Below are 17,967 nucleotides of genomic sequence, written 5' to 3'. Positions count from 1 at the left end.
GCTAATGAGAGGTTCCGGAGTTGCGCCCTGGCCTTCAGGCTAGTCCCATGGTTTCCCGGCGCGTGCCAGTGCTCAGGATGGCGCGGGCGGCGCGTTCGCCGGAGCTGATCGCGCCGTCCATGTAGCCGTTCCAGACCTCGGCGGTCTCCGTGCCGGCCCAGTGGATGCGTCCGCACGGCTCGCGCAGCGCGAAGCCGAGCGACGTCCACGTCCCAGGGGTCAGGTAGCCCGCGTAGCACCCGCGCGTGTAGACCTCCTCGGCCCAGGAGCGCTCCACGTACTCGACCGGCTCAGCCGCGCGGGGGCCGAAGAAGCGGGCGAAGCAGGCGATGACCGCGTCGCGACGCTGCTCGGACGGGACGCGCCCGAGCGAGCGGGCCTGGGCGCCCTCAAGGAACCCGAGCAGGACCCCCACGCCGCCCGTGGACGGCGTGTTGTCGAAGACGACCTTGACCGGGCCGTCCGTGCTGGTGACCTGGCCCGACAGGCCCTCGGCGCGCCAGAACGGCTCGTCGTAGACGGCCATGCACTTGATGACCGAGCCCTGCGGGACCCGCTGGGTGAGCTGATCGCGCCATCCGGGGAGCCCGGGCTCGTAGTGGATGCGCCCGGCGAGGGTGGGCGGGATCGCGACGATCACCCGCGCGGCCCGCGCCACCACGTCATCTCCGACCACCGTCACCGCCTCGCCGGTGTCGACGATCTTCCTGACCGGGGCGTCGAGCACGACGCCGTCCTGGAGGCGCTCGGCCGCTCGCGACGCGATCCGCTGCGAGCCGCCGACGACGCGGTGCTGCTGCGCGCCCCCGTCGGTGGAGATCAGGAGGTCGAGACCGCCGGCGGCGTGGATGTAGAACAGGAAGTGGAGCAGGGAGAGGTCGGCCGGTTCGGCGGCCCACACGGCTTCGCACAACAACGTCAAGAAGCCGCGCGCCCCGCCGGTGCGGGTGTGGCGTCGCATCCACGTCGCGACCGTCATGGCATCCCACTGCTCGGCCTTCGGCGCTCGCCAAGGCGCGTCGAGCGGCACCGAGGAGGCCATGCGGTCCAGCCGCGCCTGCGCCTGCGCGACGTCGGCGAGCACGACCGGGTTCAGCTTCGGGATCGCGCCCCGGTAGCGGGAGCGCCGGCCGCGGTACTCGAACTGGTTGAACCCCTCGTCGTAGGTCTCGAAGAGCTCGAGCCCGAGGTCGCGGATCCACTCGTTGACGCGCAGCTGGGTCGGCCCGACCCACTGGCCGCCGACCTCGACGATCCCGCCGCCGGCGAGCTCGTGGTTGAGCAACCGGCCGCCCACGCGGTCGCGGGCCTCGAGGACGATCACCGAGCGCCCGGCGTCGGTCAATGTCCGCGCCGCCGCGAGGCCGGCCAGACCGGCTCCGACGACGACCACATCGGCATCGAAGGTTCGCATGCTTACCAGCGTCGCCGAGCATGCGGCCGGCGCGCTCCACGAGATCCGTCGATCACGGCGCCGATGGCCTGCGAAAGTTGTCGATCGTGAACGTCCAGGGTGCCGTGGACGCCGTCGCCCGGGCGGTTCGCCGCCGCGAGGACGAGCTGGTGGCGACCATGCTCGAGCGCTTCGCGCAGGAGGTGAGCGAGTCCGGCGTGGGGGAGGACCCGGACATGGCGGCGGCGATGCGGGAGAGCAGCTACGCGAACCTGCGCGCGGCCATGGAGCGACTCGGCGAGCGGCCGCTCCCGTCGGGCCCGCCCGCCGACGCGATCGAGGAGGCCCGCACGTCCGCTCAGGCCGGGGTCCCGCTCGCCGCGCTCCTGCAGACGTACCGGATCGGCCAGGCCGTCGCCTGGGACGCCATCCTCGACGCCGCCGGCGAGCTCGACGAGAGCATCCGCGCCGAGGTCCTGCGCGTCTGCACGCACTACAGCTTCGCCTACGTCGACGCGGTCATCCCGTACGTGACGGAGGAATACACGCGCGAGCGCGACCGGCTCGTGCGCTCTCGCGAGCAGCGCCGTGTGCAGCTCGTGCGCGACCTGCTCGACGGCGGCGACGTCCACAGCGGCGACCTCGGCTACGAGCTCACCGGGACCCACCGTGCCGCGATCGCCTGGGGCCCAGGCGCGGAGCCCGAGCTCGCACGGCTGGCCGACGAGCTCCGCGTCCGGCTGCTGGTCGTCGCCGCGACCGGCCAGACGGTCTGGGGCTGGTTGGGCGGCGGTGAGGACCGGGCGTTGCGCGCGGCGATCCGGCCCTGGCCCGGCGGCCTGGCGTTCGGGCGGCCAGCGGACGGTCCGGACGGCTTCCGCGACAGCCACGGTCAGGCGCGCGCCGCGCACCGGATCGGCGTGGCCACCGGCGCCCCCGTGACGCACTTCGACGACGTGGCCCTGGAGAGCGTGCTGCTGGCCGACGAGGACGCGGCGCGGGCGTTCATCGCCGGCGAGCTGGCCGCGCTCGGCAGCGGCCGCGACGGGGCCAAGCTCCGCGAGACCCTCAGCGCCTACTTCGCCAGCGGCTTCAACGCCTCGGCGGCGGCCGCGCAGCTGAGGGTCAACGACCGCACCGTCGCCTACCGCCTGAACCGGATCGAGGAGCTCCTCGGCCGTCCGGTCCGGACGCGGCAGGCCGAGCTCCAGGCCGCGATCCGCCTGGAGCGAATCCTCAAGTGAGTTTCATGCGCCTCGCTCCGGGAGATGAGAGAACGCGTGAACGCGTCCACCCATCGCCGGACAGGCGTGGCGCTCGCGACCGGGATCGCGCTCCTCGTGCTCCTCGCCTACAGCGTGGTGGGCGGAACAAGCGACGCCGAATCCACGCCCGCGCCGGCCTTCAGCCTGGAGGTGCAGCAGCGCGCGCCGCACGTCCGACGCGCGGCCGAGGACGGGCGGATCTCGTTGGGCGAACTGCGCGGCACGCCGGTGGTCCTGAACTTCTGGGCGTCCTGGTGTGAGTACTGCCGCAACGAGACGCCGATGCTCGAGAAGCGGTGGAAGCGCCTCGCGGACGAGGGCGTGCTGGTCCTCGGCGTCGACACGAAGGACACCGAGGCCGACGCGCGCGCGTTCCTGCACGAGTACGGCGTCACCTACCCCACCGTGAGCGATCCCGACGAGGTGGCGGCCGACCGCTATCGCGCCACGGGCCTGCCGGCGACGTACTTCATCGACGCGCGCGGACGGATCGTCGAGCACGTCATCGGCGAGCTGAGCCCGGAAGCCCTCACGCTGGGTCTCGCCGCCATACGCCAGTCGTCAGACTGAGCGCGTGCTCCTGCGCTACCTCCACGTGCTGGCGATGGCGACGTTCGTCGGCGGCCAGCTGGTCCTGGCCGTCGCCGTGGTGCCCGGTCTGCGCGGCCGCGACGTGGACGGGCTGCGGGCCGTGGCGCGGCGCTTCGGCTGGGCGTCGCTGGTCGCGCTCGGGGTGCTGATCGTGACCGGCGCGTGGATGGCGTCGGACTACTCGCTATGGGACAACGGGACGCTGCACGTCAAGCTCGCCCTCGTCGTCCTCGCCGGGGCGCTGATCCTCTGGCACCTCCGGAGCAGCGCCGCCCACTGGCTCCAGGGCGCGATCTTCCTCGTCTCGCTGGTCATCGTCTGGCTCGGCCTGTCCCTCGCGCACTAGGACGCGAACGGTGATCGTGCCGGGCGGGACCTCGGTCAGGCCGGCGTCGCGGACCTCGGCGACGCAGCCGGGGAGGTCGAAGCGCTCGGGCGCGATCACACGCGCGCGTGAGACGTCGAGACCGAGGCCGGCGGCCATGACCGCGGCGTGGGCGATCTGTGCCAGCGTCTTGCCCGAGCTCATCGTCACGGCCGGGTTGAGCGCGTAGACGAGCCGCGCGCGGACATCCTCCGGCGGCGGCTCGAGCTCGGTGGACATCGCCTGGATCTTCGTCAGCGCGTCGCCGCGCTCGGAGCGCCGCCGTGGGGGAAGCGCGACGACGCCGTCCGAGGCCGCCGCGTGCGGCTCCTCCAGCACCCGCGCCCACTGCGAGGGCGAGCGGGCGCGCAGGACGACCTTGCCCGGCCGCGCGAGCCATTCGGGGTCGGCGCCGAACTCATCCAACACGCGAACGGCTGCCAGACCCGCCAGCCGGCCGCCCTCGTCGATCGACGCGAAGGCGCCGCGGCGAACCACGATGTACATACGGAAGGGGTCCATGGCTATCGTCGTGCGCCGATGCGTGCCTTTGCCAGCGACAACTACGCCCCCATCCTGCCCGAGGCGCTGGACGCCATCGCCGCAGTCAACCACGGCCACGCCGTCTCCTACGGCGCCGACGAGACCACCGCGCGCCTGCAGACGGTGGTCAAGCAGCACTTCGGCGACGACGCCACCGCCTTTCCGGTGTTCAACGGCACCGGCGCCAACGTCGTCGGCCTGCGCTCGATGCTCAAGCCCTGGCAGGGCGTGATCTGCGCCGAGAGCGCGCACCTCAACGTCGACGAGGGCGGCGCGCCCGAGGTCATGGGCGGCATCAAGCTCCTCACCGTGCCGACCCCCGACGGCAAGCTCACGCCGGAGCTCGTGGACCGGCGGATCGTCCGGATCGGCGACGAGCACGTCGTCCAGCCCGGCGTGGTCAGCGTCACGCAGTCCACCGAGCTCGGCACCCGCTACTCGCTCGAGGAGCTCGCCACGCTCGCCGCGCACGCCCGCTCGCACGACCTGCTCTTCCACATCGACGGCTCCCGCCTGGCCAACGCGGCCGCGGCGCTCGACGTGGGTCTCGGCGACGTCGCCCGCGAGGCCGATGTGCTGAGCCTCGGCGGCACCAAGATCGGCCTGCTCGCGGCCGAGGCGGTCGTCGTTCGCAACCCGGAGCTCACGCCTTCGCTCCTCTACCTGCGCAAGCAGTCGATGCAGCTGGCGTCGAAGATGCGCTACGTCTCAGCTCAGCTGCTCGCCCTGTTCGAGGGCGACGTGTGGCGCCGCGCGGCGGGGCACGCCAACGCGATGGCCGCGCGGCTGGCGGCCGGTGTGGAGGAGGCGTTGACGATCACCCAGGCCGTCGAGGCCAACGGCGTGTTCGCGATCCTCCCGCCCGGCGCCGCCGAGCAGCTCCAGAAGGACTTCAAGTTCTACGTCTGGGACGAGCACACCGGCGAGGTCCGCTGGATGTGCTCCTGGGACACGACCGAGGAGGACGTCGACGCGTTCGTCGAAGCCGTCCTCGCCGTCGTCGCTACGCCGGCGGCCCGAGCCTGACGGCCTCGGCGAGCAGCGCGCGCAGCTCGCCGAGATCGAGGTCCGACGGCCGCTTGAAGCGCACGCACGCCTTGCCGACGTTCGCCTTGCCCAGCCGGTCCGCGTAGGACTCGGCGAGGTAAGCGCCGTCCTTGGTGCACTGCACATAGATCGAGATCGCGGCCTTGTTCGGGGCGAGCCCGAGCAGGTAGCTGTCGCCTTCTCGCCCGGACGCGTAGCGGTAGTGATAGGGGCCGTAGCCGATCATGCGGTCCGTGGCCTGGACCTCGAGCTCGGGGGCGACGTCGCGGATCAGCTCGTGCAGCTCGGCGATCTCGCTGCGGCGCGGTTCCTCCAAGGCTTCGATGAAGTCCACGTGGGCGATCGTAACCTGATGGCCGGGATGCGAGCCACGAACACGGCCGGATACGACGCCCCGATCGGCCTGACCGCCGACCCGGTGGTCTTCACGCTGCTCGACGGACGGCTGTGCGTGCTGCTCGCGCGCCGGCTGGAGGAGCCGCAGCGCGGGATGTTCGCGCTTCCCGGCGGGTTCGTCGGGGCCAGCGAGGCGCCCGAGCAGACCGCGGAACGCAAGCTGCGCGAGAAGACCGGGGTCGGCTCCGTGCACCTCGAGCAGCTGCGCACCTACGCCGACCCGAACCGCGACCCGCGCGGCTGGCTGCCCACCATCGCCTACATGGCGCTGGTGCGCCCGGAGACGCTGCCGGAGGACCGTCCCGTCGATCGCGATGCCTCCTGGCACCCGCTCGACCAGCTGCCCGAGCTCGCGCTCGACCACGCAGTCATCGTCGACGACGGCTTATGGCGCCTGCATGCGCGCGTCGCCGACAAGGTCTGGTTCGTGCGCAAGGCGCTGGCGCTGCTGACCGAGCCGTTCACGTTGCGCCAGGCGCAGCAGCTGTATGAGGCGCTGCGCGGGGAGGAGGTCGACGCGGCCAACTTCCGCCGCGACGTGCGCGCGACCGGGCTGCTGGAGGACACCGGATCGCTGCGTTCGGAAGGCCCCGGCCGCCCCGGCCGTCTGTACCGCCGCGCCTGACCAAGGATTCGCCAAGCGCCCACCAAGGCGCACGGGCTTGGCTGTATCCGTGCGAACCATCCTTGCCGCGATCGCCGTCCTCCTGGTCCTCCCGGCCAGCGCGCTCGCGGCCCCTCCGACCGTGACCTTCACCGCCCCCACGGCGTCCGCCGTGGCCGGCCCGCTCACGGTGACCGCCGACGCGTCCGACGACGTCGCCGTCACGAAGGTCGAGTTCCGCGTCCGCGGGATCCTCCGCTACACCGACAACGTCGCGCCCTACACCGGCGTCCTGCTCACCGGCCTGCTGCCGGACGGCCCGGCCCCGATCAAGGCGACCGCCTTCGACGCCGACGGCAACACGACGTCCGCGACGCTCGACGTCGTCATCGACAACACCAAGCCGACCTTGTCGCTGAACGGGCCGGACAAGCAGCGCTTCTTCCCCGGCACGACGCAGAGCTGGAACTTCGACGCCTCCGACGGCGGCAGCGGTGTCAGCGACATCCGCTGCAGCGTGCAGCCGATGGACACGCCGCCGGTCTTCGGTCCCTGCACCAGCGCGAAGGCGTTCGTCCTCAGCGGCCAGGCCGAGGGCTTGTGGACCTTCACCGTGCGCGCCGCCGACGCCGCTGGCAACTTCGCCCAGCAGGCGCGCGACATCAAGATCGACGGGACACCGCCCGAGACCACGATCGTCTCCGGCCCGGACGGCGACACGTCTTTGACCTGGGAGCTCCAGGCGTCCGAGAACGCGACGTTCGAGTGCCGGATCGTGCCCGCCGACTTCGTGCCCTGCACGGGCGAGGCGAGCCACACGGTCGCCGGTCTCTCGCCCGGGACCTACACGTTCGAGGCGCGGGCGCGGGACCTCACGGGCAACGTCGACCCGACGCCCGCTCAGAGCGTGTTCACGGTCCCGGCCCCTGACAGCACCGCCGCACCCGCACCCGCGGGCGCCGCCCCGGTCGCCGAGGCGTTCTCCGGTGACGCGCCGCCGCAGATCGAGATCGCGATCGGCTTCAGCTTCTCCTCCACGAGCGCCGCGACCAAGCTCTCCGGCTTCGTCGTCAAGAACGTCCCCGCTGGGGCGACGGTGACGGTGAAGTGTCCCTCGGGCTGCGCGCGCAAGCTCTACCGCAAGCACAAGCGCACCGCCGGCCGCCTGCTGCTGTCGCCGGTGCTCAAGAAGCAACTCAAGGTCGGGACGGAGATCACCGTGATCGTCTCCAAGCCCGGTGCCACTTCCGCCGTGAAGGTCCTGACGATCCGGGCCCGGAAGGCCCCGCTCGTCACCACGCTTTGCCAGCCCGAAGGCTCGGCCAAGCCCGTCGCCTGCTGAATGGAGCCAAACAGGATGCGTCTGCGCTCGACGTTCGTGACCATGCTCGGCGTGCTGGTCGCGTCGGCCGTCTTCGCGGGCCCCGCGCTCGCCGGATCGATGACCATCTCGCCGTCGCTGCAAGGCGCCGGCAAGATCGAAGACCCCGGCAACTACGTGTGCAGCGGTTCGCCGCCGGCCAACGGCACCACGACCGTCTGCGGATCATCCAACGGCTACGTGCCGCCCTGCACCGGGCTCTGCCTCCTGCGGACCGTGCTGAACCTGAAGGCCACGCCCGAGCCCGGCTGGCGCTTCGTCGGCTGGGCGGGCAACGCGGGCGGGTGCGGCACCGACCCGCAGTGCAACTTCAGCAACATCCCGTTCCCCACCCTGCCCGATGTCACATACACGCCGATCGCAGTGTTCCACGAGATCGTCGACGCTTCGATCGCAACCAAGCCGCCGGCGTTCTCGGCCTCGACGTCCGCCACCTTCAGCTACTCGAGCAACGTCGGCACGAGCGTGCAGTGCAAGCTCGACGGCGCGTCCCGCCCGTGCACCTTCGCGGCGCATAACGGCTCCGTGACCCTGAGTGGGCTGGGACAGGGCGGCCACACGTTCCAGGTCACGGCGCTGAGCCCGAACGGCAATCCGAGCGAGCCCGCCGCGTCCTTCAGCTGGGTGGTCGACACCGTCGCCCCCGACACCACGTTCGACCCGTCCGCCGGTCCCGGCGAGGGCGCGCTGCAGACGGTGACGTCGGAGAGCTTCAAGCCGGTGTCCAGCGAGCCGACCGGTGCGACCTTCGAGTGCAGCCTCGACGGCGCGCCGTTCGCCGCGTGCGCGAGCCCGGTGTCGCTCGACGGCCTGGCGCCCGGCAGGCACACGTTCGCCGCCCGCGCGATCGACCGCGCCGGCAACGTCGATGCCACACCCGCCGTTCGCACCTGGACGATCGCCGTCCCCGACGCCGACGGCGACGGCTTCAACGCCAACATCGACTGCAACGACAGCAACCCCGCGATCCACCCGGGCGCCACCGACATCCCCGGCAACGGGGTGGACGAGAACTGCGACGGCGTGGATGCCACCGTGCCCCCGATCGTCCAGGCGACGCCACAGGCCGCGCCCGAGCAGGTCCTCGTGACCGTCGCGTTCTTCGCGAGCGCCAAGAAGGGCTCGACCAAGTTCACGACCCTGCAGGTCAAGAACGTCCCGTTCGGCGCGACCGTCTCGGTCGTGTGCAAGGGAAGCGGCTGCCCGTCCGGCTTGAAGGGCAAGGGCTTCACGAAGCCGAACGCCTTCGGCACCGTCAGCCTGGCCAAGTTCATCAAGAAGCCGTTGAAGGCCGGAAGCGTCGTGACCGTGACGGTGAGCAAGCCCGGCGCGATCAACGCCGTGAAGGTGCTGACCGTGAGGGCGGCCAAGAAGCCCCTGATCGCGACCAAGTGCCTGCCGCCGGGCGCGAAGTCCCCCGTCGCCTGCTGAGCGGTGAGCCCCACCTGACTGAACGAAAGTCGGGTGGGGCATAGCCGCCGTGGGCTAGATTCGCTCGCGGGATGGTTCGGTCGATGATGGTCACGCTGGCGGTGCTGATGTCCGCGCTCGCCGGTGCGGGAATCGCCTCGGCCGACGACGGTCACTACACGATCCGCAGTTGCCCCACGGGGAAGGTGGGGGCGACGGACCTCGTCCGCGGCGGGTGGATGGCGAGCGCCTTCCCGGAGGCGGCCGCGCCCGCGTTGACCACGTGCGGCGCCGACGGCGTGTTCGGCACGGACCTGAGCAAGGGCGTCCCGTCCGGCTCCTCGCTCGCCTGGCTGTTCCTCGCCCCCGAGGCGGTGACGATCGACCGCGTCCGCCTCGAACGTCGCGTCCGCCTCACCGCCGGCCAGTACTACTCGCTCCAGACCGACAAGGACGGCCTCCGCGAGCAGGCGGGCCCGGCCGACTGGAGCGCGGCCGCGTATGAGACCCACGGCGGGCAATGGGCCACCGTGACCCTCACGTGCATCGACGTGGCGGCCTGTGCACCCGCGACCGGCCCGACCGTCGCTCTCCGCGGCTTCGAGGCGGATTTGGTCGACTCCGCGCCCCCGACGATCCAGTCCTACAGCCTTGGCGTGGACGCGCCCCCGCCCGCCCGTCCCGCGACGTTGACGCTGGCCGTCGTCGCCGCCGACAAGGGCTCCGGCGTGAAGTCGATCACCGCCCTGCTCGACGGGCAGGTCGTCGCGCAGAAGACCGATGTGGACGGCACGTGCGCGCCGCCCTACCCGGTTCCGGGACCGTGCCCGCTGACGAGCACCCTCAACGTTCCAATGCCGCGCGAGGCCCTCGAGCGCGGCACAGGCGTGCTCGAGCTCGAGGCGACGGACGCCGGCGGCAACCGCACCCGCACCGCTCCGGTGCCGCTGTGGACGTTCGGCTTCACGGGATCGCCCCCGGCCGCGATCCGCCGCGGCGTGCTGACGGTCGGGTTCAAGGGCACGTCGAAGACAAGCATCTCCGGGCGCTACGAGAACCCGCCCACCGTGAGTGGCACCGTTCGCGACGGCGCGGGCGCCGCGATGCCCGGCGTGCCGGTGCGGCTCGACACCCGCCTCCTGCTGCCCGACGCCGCGTTCGCGACATTCAAGACCGTCGCGACCGACAAGAACGGCAACTTCTCCGTCCGCCTCCCGAGCGGCCCGTCCCGTGAGATCCAGGCGACCGCGACGGTCGACGGCGCCGCCTCCGTCGGAGTGCTGCGCGTGAGCGTCGCCGCCCCCGTGCGCCTGCGCGCCAACCGCACCTCCACCCGCAACCACCGCTCGGTGACGTTCACCGGAACCGTCCCGGGCACCCCCAAGGGCGCCCGCACCCGCGTCGACCTCCAGGCCTTCGGCGGCGGCCACTGGCTCACCTTCGCCAGCCCGACGCTCAAGAACGGCAAGTTCAGCGCTTCCTACCGCTTCACCCGCACCTTCTCCGCGGCCACCTACCGCTTCCGCGCGGTCCTGCGCTCCGACGAGGACTTCCCCTACGCGGCGGGCAGATCGCGCGAGGTTCGCATCCGCGTGCGCCCCTGAAACCCCCCACATCGGTAGGGGCCGCCCGACTAAGCTCACCCTCTCGGCCCCTGTAGCTCAGCTGGATAGAGCAGCGGACTTCTAATCCGCAGGTCGTTGGTTCGAATCCAACCGGGGGCGCTAGGCGCAGAGCCAAATCTTGGCGCTGACGTCCGATTCGTACTCTTAAGTCTTACTCTTAACGTGTCCATGGCTCCCGCCTCGACACGCCCACCGATCAGCGGCCACCTCCAGGTGCGGGGCAAGGGCAACCGTTGCCGGTACTACGCGAGCTGGTGGGACGAGACCGGCAGCCGACGCACGACCGTGCTTGGTCCGGCGCACGTCAAGGACAGCGGCCGGCGGACGCCGCGCGGCGCGATCATCTGGCGAACCGCGCCCGGTCCCTGCCCGCCTGGGCACTTGACGCCGGCGATGGCCGAGGAAACGCTCGAAGCACTGCTCGACGGCGCACGGGTGGCATGGGCATCGATGGCGGCCGAGCTCGAGCCTGAGCCTGATGGTCCGACGTTCGGTGACGCCGTAGACGCGTGGCTGGAGTACCTCGAGATCGAGAAGCGTCGCGAGTACGGGACGCTGCGCGATGCGCGCAACGTCGCCAACGCGGAGTTCCTGCCGTGGTTCGGCAAGGACACGCCGCTGACGACGATGGTGCGTGAGCAGGCGGTCCTTCAGCGCGGCGGGCGGCGGTTCACGGAGATCCAGGCCGAGCGCCGCGACACGTTCACGACCGACGACATCGATGCCTTCCGGCGCCACTTGCTGAGCACCAAGCCCTCGCCGCGGACGGCGCAGAAGATCCTGATCCTGCTCCACGGCGTCTTCAAGCTCGCCAAGCGCCGCAAGATGATCCTGGCGAACCCGTCCGCGGACGCCGAACGGGTATCGGTCCCGGATTCCCAGATCTTCAATGTCCTGGATCCGGTGGAGTTCGAAGCCGTCTACCGCGCCGTTCTCCTGCAGGAGGACGACCGCCCCGTGGGCGAGCGCAAGAAAGATGCGATCGACAAGCTCGATGATTCGGAGCGCGAGCTCTTCGGGGCGTTCCTGTCGACGGCCTTCTACGCCGGCCTCCGCCTGGGGGAGCTCCGGGACTTGCCGTGGCGCAACGTCGACTTCGCGGGAGCGATGATCCGCGCGGAGACGGGCTTCTCGGAAGGCCGCCGATCGACGACGAAGGGCAAGCGAGCCCGATCGACGCCACTTGTGCCGACGTTGTCACAGCGTCTCGCGGCGCTCGGGACCCGCGCGCGATTCACGCGCGATGACGACTACGTGTTCTCGACTGCGATCGGCGGTCGCGTGACCGACAAGCGCGCCCGAGAAGTGTTCTACGCAGCCCTCGTCCGCGCCGGCCTTGGCCATCGTCGAGCCGAGAAGGATCGGCGCGGCAACGCGCAACAGCCGATCCGTATCCACGATCTCCGCCACTCTTGGTGCACGTGGGCCGTGAACGTGTGGGACATCACGAAGGTCCAGGACTACGCCGGCCACACCGACGTCAAGACCACCCGACGCTACGTGCACCACAAGGCGAAAGCCGACGATGCCGATCTGGCCGGCGCCTACCTGGCGTCGGCGCTCTCCGAGCCGACCGTCACGTCACGCTGACCGCCGCATGATCAACGACCGACGAGATGACATGGCAGTCGCCGAACTCCTGAAGGAGCTCGAGCTCTCGCATCCAGAGAAGGTCGCCGAGTTCGAGCGCCGGCATCCGGATGCCATGGCTGCTGTCGCCGACGAAGACCTGGACGCGTGCGACCCGGACGACCTCGACGACCTCGTCAGCGACCTGCGCAGACTTCTTCGCATGTGAGTAGTCCGCGGGCCTGTTCGCGTCCGCGAGCCACCTCCTCTGACGACGCAGCAGAGTCTCGAATCCGTCGACAACCGACACTCTCGTCCGCCATTGGGACGGAGATTTCCAGCGTCCATCTCGTCAGCAGCTGCTCGGCCACCGGGTCAGGCGACCCCGGCGCCGTCTCGTATCGCGTCAGGTGGGCCGAAGATCAGCAGGTCGCCGGGGTCGAGGAACTCGAAGCCGATTCGTTCGTCGTAGGAGAGGTTGCAGGAGTGCGAGATCATCCGCAGCGCGAGGGTCCTGCTGCACCACGTCTGGGTGCACGAGCCTCTAGCGCACGACCTCGCAGCCGCCGTTGATTGCTCTGGCGAGCCTCGTGAGCAGATCCCGGTCGGCAGGGCCCTCATCCCAGCCAGGTGGGGCGGATTCGCAGTCGGGCGACGAGACGAATGCGGGGACCCCAGAGTGTCGGGCGCAGGTCGAGCGGCATGGTCGCGCAGGTGATGTCGCAGCCCTCGCCTCCAATGTGGTGCGCCTGTCCGGGGCATCGCTCGACGTCGTGCGACGAGGCCGAGCTTAGTCACGAGGCGCGCCGGGCGCGGTGGCGCGACGATGCCGCCGTCGGCCCGCACCTCACGGCACCGCGCGCCGAGCCATGCGATGCAGGAGGTACGCGCCGAGTTGCTCGACCGTTCCAAGCTCGCTCGCGGACGATTACTTCGCGCACGTTGGGATCGAGTCGGCGGGGCGCTTGGCAGCCGAACGCGTGGCGCGTCAGACCATGGTGATGACGACTTTGCCCTTGGCGCGGCCGCCTTCGACGTGGGCGAGGGCCTGTGGGGCCTCGTGGAAGGGGTACGTGCGGTCGACGATGGAGCGGAGGACTCCTGAGTCGATGAGCGTGGTGATCTCGTCGAGCTGCGCACCGCTGGCGCGCATGAACAGGAACGAGTACCGCACGCCGCGGCGCCGCGCGGCCCGGCGCGTCTTCAGGCTCAGCAGGGCCAGGACCAGCCGCAGTGCCAGGTGGAGTCCTTGTCTGCGTGCGAAGTCCGGGTCCGGAGGACCGGCGATGCCGATCGCGATGCCTCCGGGCTTTAGGACGCGGAGCGACTTGGCGAGCGTGTCTCCGCCCTGCGAGTCCAGGACGACGTCGTAGTCGTGCACGAGCGTCTCGAAGTCCTGCGTGCGGTAGTCGATGACGACGTCGGCGCCGAGGTCGCGGACCCATTCGAGGTTGCTGGTGCCCGTCGTCGTGGCGACCGTCGCCCCGAGGTGCTTGGCCAGTTGGATCGCGTATGTGCCGACGCCCCCGGAGCCGGCGTGGATGAGCACCTTCTGGCCCGGCTGCAGGTTTGCTCGCTCGACGAGCGCCTGCCAGGCGGTCAGGGCGGCCAGTGGCACCGAGGCCGCCTCGGCCATGGAGAGGCTCGCGGGCTTGATCGCGAGATCGTCCTCGTGGACGGCGATGTGCTCGGCGAAGGTGCCGATGCGGCCGTCGCGCGGTCGCCCGTAGACCGCGTCGCCGACGGTGAAGCGCGTCACGGCGGGGCCGACGCGAGTGACGACACCGGCGAGGTCGTGCCCGAGGGTGAACGGGGTCTTGTACGGGAGGATGAGCTTGAAGTCCCCGTCGCGGATCTTCGCGTCGAGCATGTTGACGCCGGCCGCGTGGATGTCGACGAGCACGTCGTGGTCGCCGACCGTCGGTTCCGGTGCGGCGCCGGCCTCCATCGGGCTCTTGTACTTCTTGACGAGGTAAGCGTTCATGGTGTCGTTGGGGTTGGGGTAGGCATCAGCTCTCGAGGAACTCGAGGACCGCGGGGACGAACTCGCGGTGATACTGGAAGACCCCGCCGTGACCGGAGTCCGGATAGATCGTCAGCTTCGCGTTCGGGATCCGGCGGGCGATGTCGACGGAGTGGCTGCTGGCGACCATGACGTCGTTGTCGCCGTTGGCTACGAAGACCGGCTGGGTGATCTTCTCGAGGTCGTGGGGCGGCTGCAGGCCGGCCGCGCGGATCGCCTTGAGCTGTGCGCGCCTGGCCTGCAGGGAGATCCGCTTGTCGCGGTCGTTGGTGCGCTCCTTCAGACGGGCCATGTAGTCGGTTGCGGCGCGCTTGCCGTCCGGCGTCCTGGCGAAGAACAGGTAGTGCCGGGGATCACGCAGGGTGAGCGCGGCCTTGATGTAGGCGGTGGCCGCGATCCTCGTGATCTTCTCGATGCCGCCCCCGCCGGCGGGGCCCGTGCCGGCCAGAATGACTCTGCGGACGAGTTGGGGGTGCTCGAGTGTGATCACCTGAGCGACGCCGCCGCCGAGTGAGAAGCCGAGGAGGTCGACCTGGTCGTAGCCGAGGGCGCGGATGAAGGCGACGGCGTCGGCGGCCATCTCATCGATGGTGTGCGGCACCGATCCGCCCGTCGCGCCGATGCCGCGGTTGTCGAATGCGATCACGTGTCGCTTGGCGGCGATGCCGTCGATGACCCGCGGGTCCCAGTCGTCCAGGACGGCGGTGAAGTGGTGTAGGAAGACGAGCGGCACGCCGGTGCGGGGACCGAGCTCGCGGTAGGCGAATGGCGTGCCGCCGACGCTGATCGTGCGGGTCGGCGCGGTTCGCCAGGTCGTGGTCGCGGCCGCGGGGTGGGCGCCGCTCTTCAGGGGGGTGGTCGGTGTCATCTTCAGCCTTTCGCAGGTCGTGGAAGGCCGCCGATGGGTCGGCGGCGGCGCGGACGGCCTGCGGAGGCCGGTCCGGGCGAGGGTGTGCGGCTCTTAGAGGAACTCGAGCGCCCGCTTGACGAAGTCCTCGTGAAACTGGAACACCCCGCCATGCCCGGCATCGGGATAGAGGACGAGCTCGCTGTTGGGGAGTCGCCGGTCGAGGTCGACGCTGTTCTTGGTGGGCACCATCTTGTCGCTGTCGCCATTCATGACGAGCACCGGCTGACGGATGCTCGCGAGGTCGGCGGGCTGTTGCCAACCCCATCGGTGGATGGCCTTGAGCTGGGCGCGGAACGAGCCGACGGAGATGGCCTTGTCGCGGTCGTCCGTACGTTCCTCCAGTCGTGCCAGGAACTTCTTCGCGGCGCCGCGCCCGTTCGGCGTCCTGGTGAAGAACAGGAACTCCTTGGGGTCGCGGCGGGTGAGCAATCCGCGCGCGGTGTCGAGGTAGGAGATGCGGGTCACCTTCTCGATGCCCTCGCCGCCCGCGGGGCCGGTTCCGGCGAGGATCATCTTGCGCACGAGCAGCGGCTGCTGCTGCGCGATCACCTGGGCGATCATGCCGCCCATCGAGAACCCGAACAGGTCGACCTCATCGAAGCCGAGGGCACGGATGAAGGTCACGGCGTCGCGTGCCATTTGCTCGATCGTCGTCGGCGTTGACCCGCTCGAGGCGCCGACCCCGCGGTTGTCGAAGGTGATGACCCGATGCTTGGCGGCGATGCCGTCGACGATGCGCGGGTCCCAGTTGTCAAGGACGGCGGCCAGGTGGGTGAGGAAGACCACCGGCACGCCCGTGCTCGGGCCGAGTTGACGGTAGGCGAACTGCACGCCGCCCGCGGTGAGGGTGTGCGTCGGGGCGGTCTTCCATGTCGGGTTCGAGGGCGCAGCGGTGGGTTCGTGGACCGTCGTCATGGCGTTCTTTCCTTGATGCGTGGGCTTTGAATTACGATCATAATACAATCGTACGACCATAATGCAATAGCGGGGACGCGAACCGTGTCCCCACGACGCGATCGAGAGCAGCACGACAAGAGAGGGCGCTATGCGCTACGCCAAGGACCAAAAGCAGGCCACCAGGCAACGCATCCTCGAAGCGGCCGGGCGGCGCTTCAAACAAGACGGCATCGACGGCGCCGGCGTCGCGGCCGTGATGTCCGACGCCGGCCTGACCAACGGCGCCTTCTACGCGCACTTCACGTCCAAGGAGGATCTCGTCGCGAACGTCCTCGCCGACCAGCTACGCGCCCAACGCCACACCTTCGACACCCAGCCGTCTGATCGCGCGGGACTCGAAGCGATCATCCGCTTTTACCTGTCCCCCGAGCACCGCGACCAGCTCGCCGACGGCTGCCCGTCGGCCGCGCTGCTCGACGAGGTCGTCCGCCGCCCCGCCGCCACCAGGCAGGTCTTCACCGACGAACTGCTCGGCACCGCCGACGACATCGCCGCACGCCTCCACCCGACCGACGCGTCTCGAATCGACGCCCTCACGCTCTTCGGGTTCATGATCGGCACCCTGCAAGTCGCCAGAGCGCTGACCGACCGCGACCTCTCAGACCAACTCCTCGCCCGCGGCGTCGAGACCGCCCTGAAGCTGCTCGACGACCGCGCGTGATCGCTTACAGAACGCCCGCCTGCAACCCACGTCTGCCCGAGCAGGGACCGCGGCCGCCGCTACGGCGGCCAGAGAGGCGCTGCTGCCGACACCATCGACGCGACAGCCGACAGCTTGAGCCCGAGGACTTCGTCGACCTTCCGGTCGACGCGCCCAACGGCCTCGAATTGGCTCGGCTCCGGCGATCGCCTCGGCGCCGGCTGACGCCGCCCGGGCACCCTGCGGCCAACAGGCGTTGTACGCACGCTTGGCTGTCGAGCGCTGCTTTGCTCCGGAGTGCCCCGCGGCACGTTGCACAACTTCCGCAACACCGCGAGGCCCCGAGCCGGATCCTTCTGGGATTCGCGCCCGGCGGGATGGAGTGCTTCTTCCGCGAGTCCGAAGGCGAATCCGCCGGGCCCGACGGCGTGCACCTCGTCGCCCATCCGGATCTCGAAGGTCCCGTCGTGAGCTCGGGCCAGACGCTTGCTTGTGGCGACCGGGGCCTCCGTCGCTCGCGCCCCTACCAACTTCGTCCACGGTGGGCGTCAGTCCGGGGCGTCTATACCTGCAAGCACAGTGCTGAAGCGACGAGCAGAGTGGTGCTTCTGTGGGGGGCTGTCGCACAAGTCGATCACGACGCCAGCGCCGAAATTGGCGACGTCCACAATCGCGTTCTAAGCGCCTTCGAGCACCTCTCGAGGCAGATCAGTCGCAGCGAAACGGGCCTGCGGGTCGCCGAGGGGACTTATGCGACAGCTGTCGTGGCCGCGCGCGGCCGGTGTTGAGGAGTGAGAATCCCTGTGCCCGGGTTGACGCCGTCGAGGCTTGGTGCGCGGAGAGCCCGTGCGACAGCGTGGCGTGGGGACCTGTGGAAGTGTTGATTGCTGCTTCGAGCGCGTAGGCCAGACTCATGCTGGGAGGTCTCCTCCGGGCGATCGGTATCCGGCGTCCTGAAAGGAGCGGGCGATGGATGTGGTGGTACAGCGGTGCGCGGGTCTTGATGTGCACCGTGACAATGTCGTGGCGACCGTGCGCGTGCCCGGCACAGGGCGGCGGCGAGTCGACCAGCAGACGCAGACGTTCAGCGCGACGCTGACCGGCCTAGCGGCGCTCGCCGAGTGGCTGGCGCAGTTCGGGGTCACGCTGGTCGGGATGGAGGCGACCGGCGTGTATTGGAAGACCGTCTTTCAGGCGCTGGAAGACCGCTTCGAGTGCTGGCTGCTCAACGCGCATCACCTGCGCAACG

The 17,967-nt window shown here is 70.2% G+C and carries 17 protein-coding genes, 1 tRNA gene and 1 pseudogene; 12 read left to right on the top strand and 7 right to left on the bottom strand.

From position 1 onward, the window contains the following. Positions 1 to 34 precede the first annotated feature (34 nt). On the bottom strand, positions 35 to 1,414 hold the full coding sequence (locus G569_RS52055) for a flavin monoamine oxidase family protein (RefSeq protein ID WP_037499635.1): 1,380 nt from the start codon (positions 1,412 to 1,414) through the stop codon (positions 35 to 37). Positions 1,415 to 1,500: 86 nt separating this feature from the next. On the opposite strand from G569_RS52055, the gene G569_RS0127705 reads away from it, so the two are divergent. Both G569_RS0127705 and G569_RS52050 read left to right on the top strand, forming a co-directional pair. Beyond that, entirely contained in the window at positions 1,501 to 2,637 is a 1,137-nt protein-coding gene (locus tag G569_RS0127705) for a PucR family transcriptional regulator (protein ID WP_157592362.1), read from the top strand. Between the two features lie 36 nt (positions 2,638 to 2,673). Beyond that, on the top strand, positions 2,674 to 3,228 hold the full coding sequence (locus G569_RS52050) for a TlpA family protein disulfide reductase (RefSeq protein WP_169542258.1): 555 nt from the start codon (positions 2,674 to 2,676) through the stop codon (positions 3,226 to 3,228). A gap of 205 nt (positions 3,229 to 3,433) precedes the next feature. Here G569_RS52050 and G569_RS59065 read toward each other — a convergent pair whose 3' ends face one another. After that, a complete protein-coding gene (locus G569_RS59065; protein WP_157592361.1) occupies positions 3,434 to 4,135 on the bottom strand; it encodes an aminoacyl-tRNA hydrolase in 702 nt (233 codons plus the stop codon). Positions 4,136 to 4,153: 18 nt separating this feature from the next. On the opposite strand from G569_RS59065, the gene G569_RS52040 reads away from it, so the two are divergent. Further along, complete coding sequence (locus G569_RS52040) at positions 4,154 to 5,182, top strand: threonine aldolase family protein (protein WP_037499632.1); 1,029 nt, start codon at positions 4,154 to 4,156, stop codon at positions 5,180 to 5,182. Here the strand turns inward: G569_RS52040 and G569_RS0127685 are convergent. Then, positions 5,160 to 5,537: a DUF1801 domain-containing protein gene (locus G569_RS0127685; RefSeq protein WP_037499629.1), complete on the bottom strand. Its 378-nt coding sequence runs from the start codon at positions 5,535 to 5,537 to the stop codon at positions 5,160 to 5,162. The genes G569_RS52040 and G569_RS0127685 overlap by 23 nt on opposite strands. Before the next feature lie 18 nt (positions 5,538 to 5,555). Between G569_RS0127685 and G569_RS52035 the strand changes: the two genes are divergently transcribed. The 7 genes from G569_RS52035 to G569_RS63060 all read left to right on the top strand — a co-directional run bounded on the left by G569_RS52035 (position 5,556) and on the right by G569_RS63060 (position 12,417). Beyond that, positions 5,556 to 6,224 carry an NUDIX hydrolase gene (locus G569_RS52035; RefSeq protein ID WP_157592360.1) on the top strand — a complete coding sequence of 223 codons (669 nt, stop codon included), beginning with the start codon at positions 5,556 to 5,558 and terminating at the stop codon, positions 6,222 to 6,224. A gap of 49 nt (positions 6,225 to 6,273) precedes the next feature. Beyond that, a complete protein-coding gene (locus G569_RS0127675; protein WP_028065845.1) occupies positions 6,274 to 7,545 on the top strand; it encodes an Ig-like domain-containing protein in 1,272 nt (423 codons plus the stop codon). A 15-nt stretch (positions 7,546 to 7,560) separates the two neighbouring features. Then, positions 7,561 to 9,015, top strand: coding sequence for a MopE-related protein (locus tag G569_RS0127670; RefSeq protein ID WP_028065844.1), 1,455 nt, complete (start codon positions 7,561 to 7,563; stop codon positions 9,013 to 9,015). Positions 9,016 to 9,086: 71 nt separating this feature from the next. Next, positions 9,087 to 10,598 (top strand): carboxypeptidase-like regulatory domain-containing protein, encoded by a 1,512-nt coding sequence (locus G569_RS0127665; protein WP_157592359.1) that lies wholly within the window; start codon positions 9,087 to 9,089, stop codon positions 10,596 to 10,598. Positions 10,599 to 10,644: 46 nt separating this feature from the next. After that, positions 10,645 to 10,718, top strand: a tRNA-Arg gene (locus tag G569_RS0127660). Then, a complete protein-coding gene (locus G569_RS0127655) occupies positions 10,695 to 12,209 on the top strand; it encodes a tyrosine-type recombinase/integrase (protein WP_157592358.1) in 1,515 nt (504 codons plus the stop codon). The genes G569_RS0127660 and G569_RS0127655 overlap by 24 nt, the downstream gene beginning before the upstream one ends. A 31-nt stretch (positions 12,210 to 12,240) precedes the next feature. After that, a complete protein-coding gene (locus G569_RS63060) occupies positions 12,241 to 12,417 on the top strand; it encodes a hypothetical protein (protein ID WP_157592357.1) in 177 nt (58 codons plus the stop codon). A gap of 146 nt (positions 12,418 to 12,563) precedes the next feature. Here G569_RS63060 and G569_RS66100 read toward each other — a convergent pair whose 3' ends face one another. The 4 genes from G569_RS66100 to G569_RS0127630 form a co-directional block, all read right to left on the bottom strand. Beyond that, complete coding sequence (locus G569_RS66100) at positions 12,564 to 12,686, bottom strand: hypothetical protein (RefSeq protein WP_306765235.1); 123 nt, start codon at positions 12,684 to 12,686, stop codon at positions 12,564 to 12,566. 490 nt (positions 12,687 to 13,176) lie between these two features. Then, the gene (locus G569_RS0127640; protein ID WP_028065840.1) at positions 13,177 to 14,172 is read right to left on the bottom strand and encodes an NADP-dependent oxidoreductase; all 996 of its coding nucleotides are present in this window, start codon (positions 14,170 to 14,172) and stop codon (positions 13,177 to 13,179) included. A 25-nt stretch (positions 14,173 to 14,197) separates the two neighbouring features. Then, positions 14,198 to 15,079 (bottom strand): alpha/beta fold hydrolase, encoded by an 882-nt coding sequence (locus tag G569_RS0127635; RefSeq protein WP_053227063.1) that lies wholly within the window; start codon positions 15,077 to 15,079, stop codon positions 14,198 to 14,200. A gap of 93 nt (positions 15,080 to 15,172) precedes the next feature. After that, positions 15,173 to 16,036 carry an alpha/beta fold hydrolase gene (locus G569_RS0127630; RefSeq protein ID WP_053227062.1) on the bottom strand — a complete coding sequence of 288 codons (864 nt, stop codon included), beginning with the start codon at positions 16,034 to 16,036 and terminating at the stop codon, positions 15,173 to 15,175. A 130-nt stretch (positions 16,037 to 16,166) separates the two neighbouring features. Between G569_RS0127630 and G569_RS0127625 the strand changes: the two genes are divergently transcribed. Both G569_RS0127625 and G569_RS52030 read left to right on the top strand, forming a co-directional pair. Continuing rightward, entirely contained in the window at positions 16,167 to 16,739 is a 573-nt protein-coding gene (locus G569_RS0127625; RefSeq protein WP_028065837.1) for a TetR/AcrR family transcriptional regulator, read from the top strand. Positions 16,740 to 17,741: 1,002 nt separating this feature from the next. Then, positions 17,742 to 17,967 (top strand): annotated as a pseudogene (locus tag G569_RS52030) (IS110 family transposase); the annotation flags it as partial.

It is taken from the genome of Solirubrobacter soli DSM 22325 (assembly GCF_000423665.1).
Lineage (GTDB): Bacteria > Actinomycetota > Thermoleophilia > Solirubrobacterales > Solirubrobacteraceae > Solirubrobacter > Solirubrobacter soli.
The sequence above is the reverse complement of the archived record's forward strand: the minus strand, read 5'-3'. Positions and strand labels throughout refer to the sequence as shown.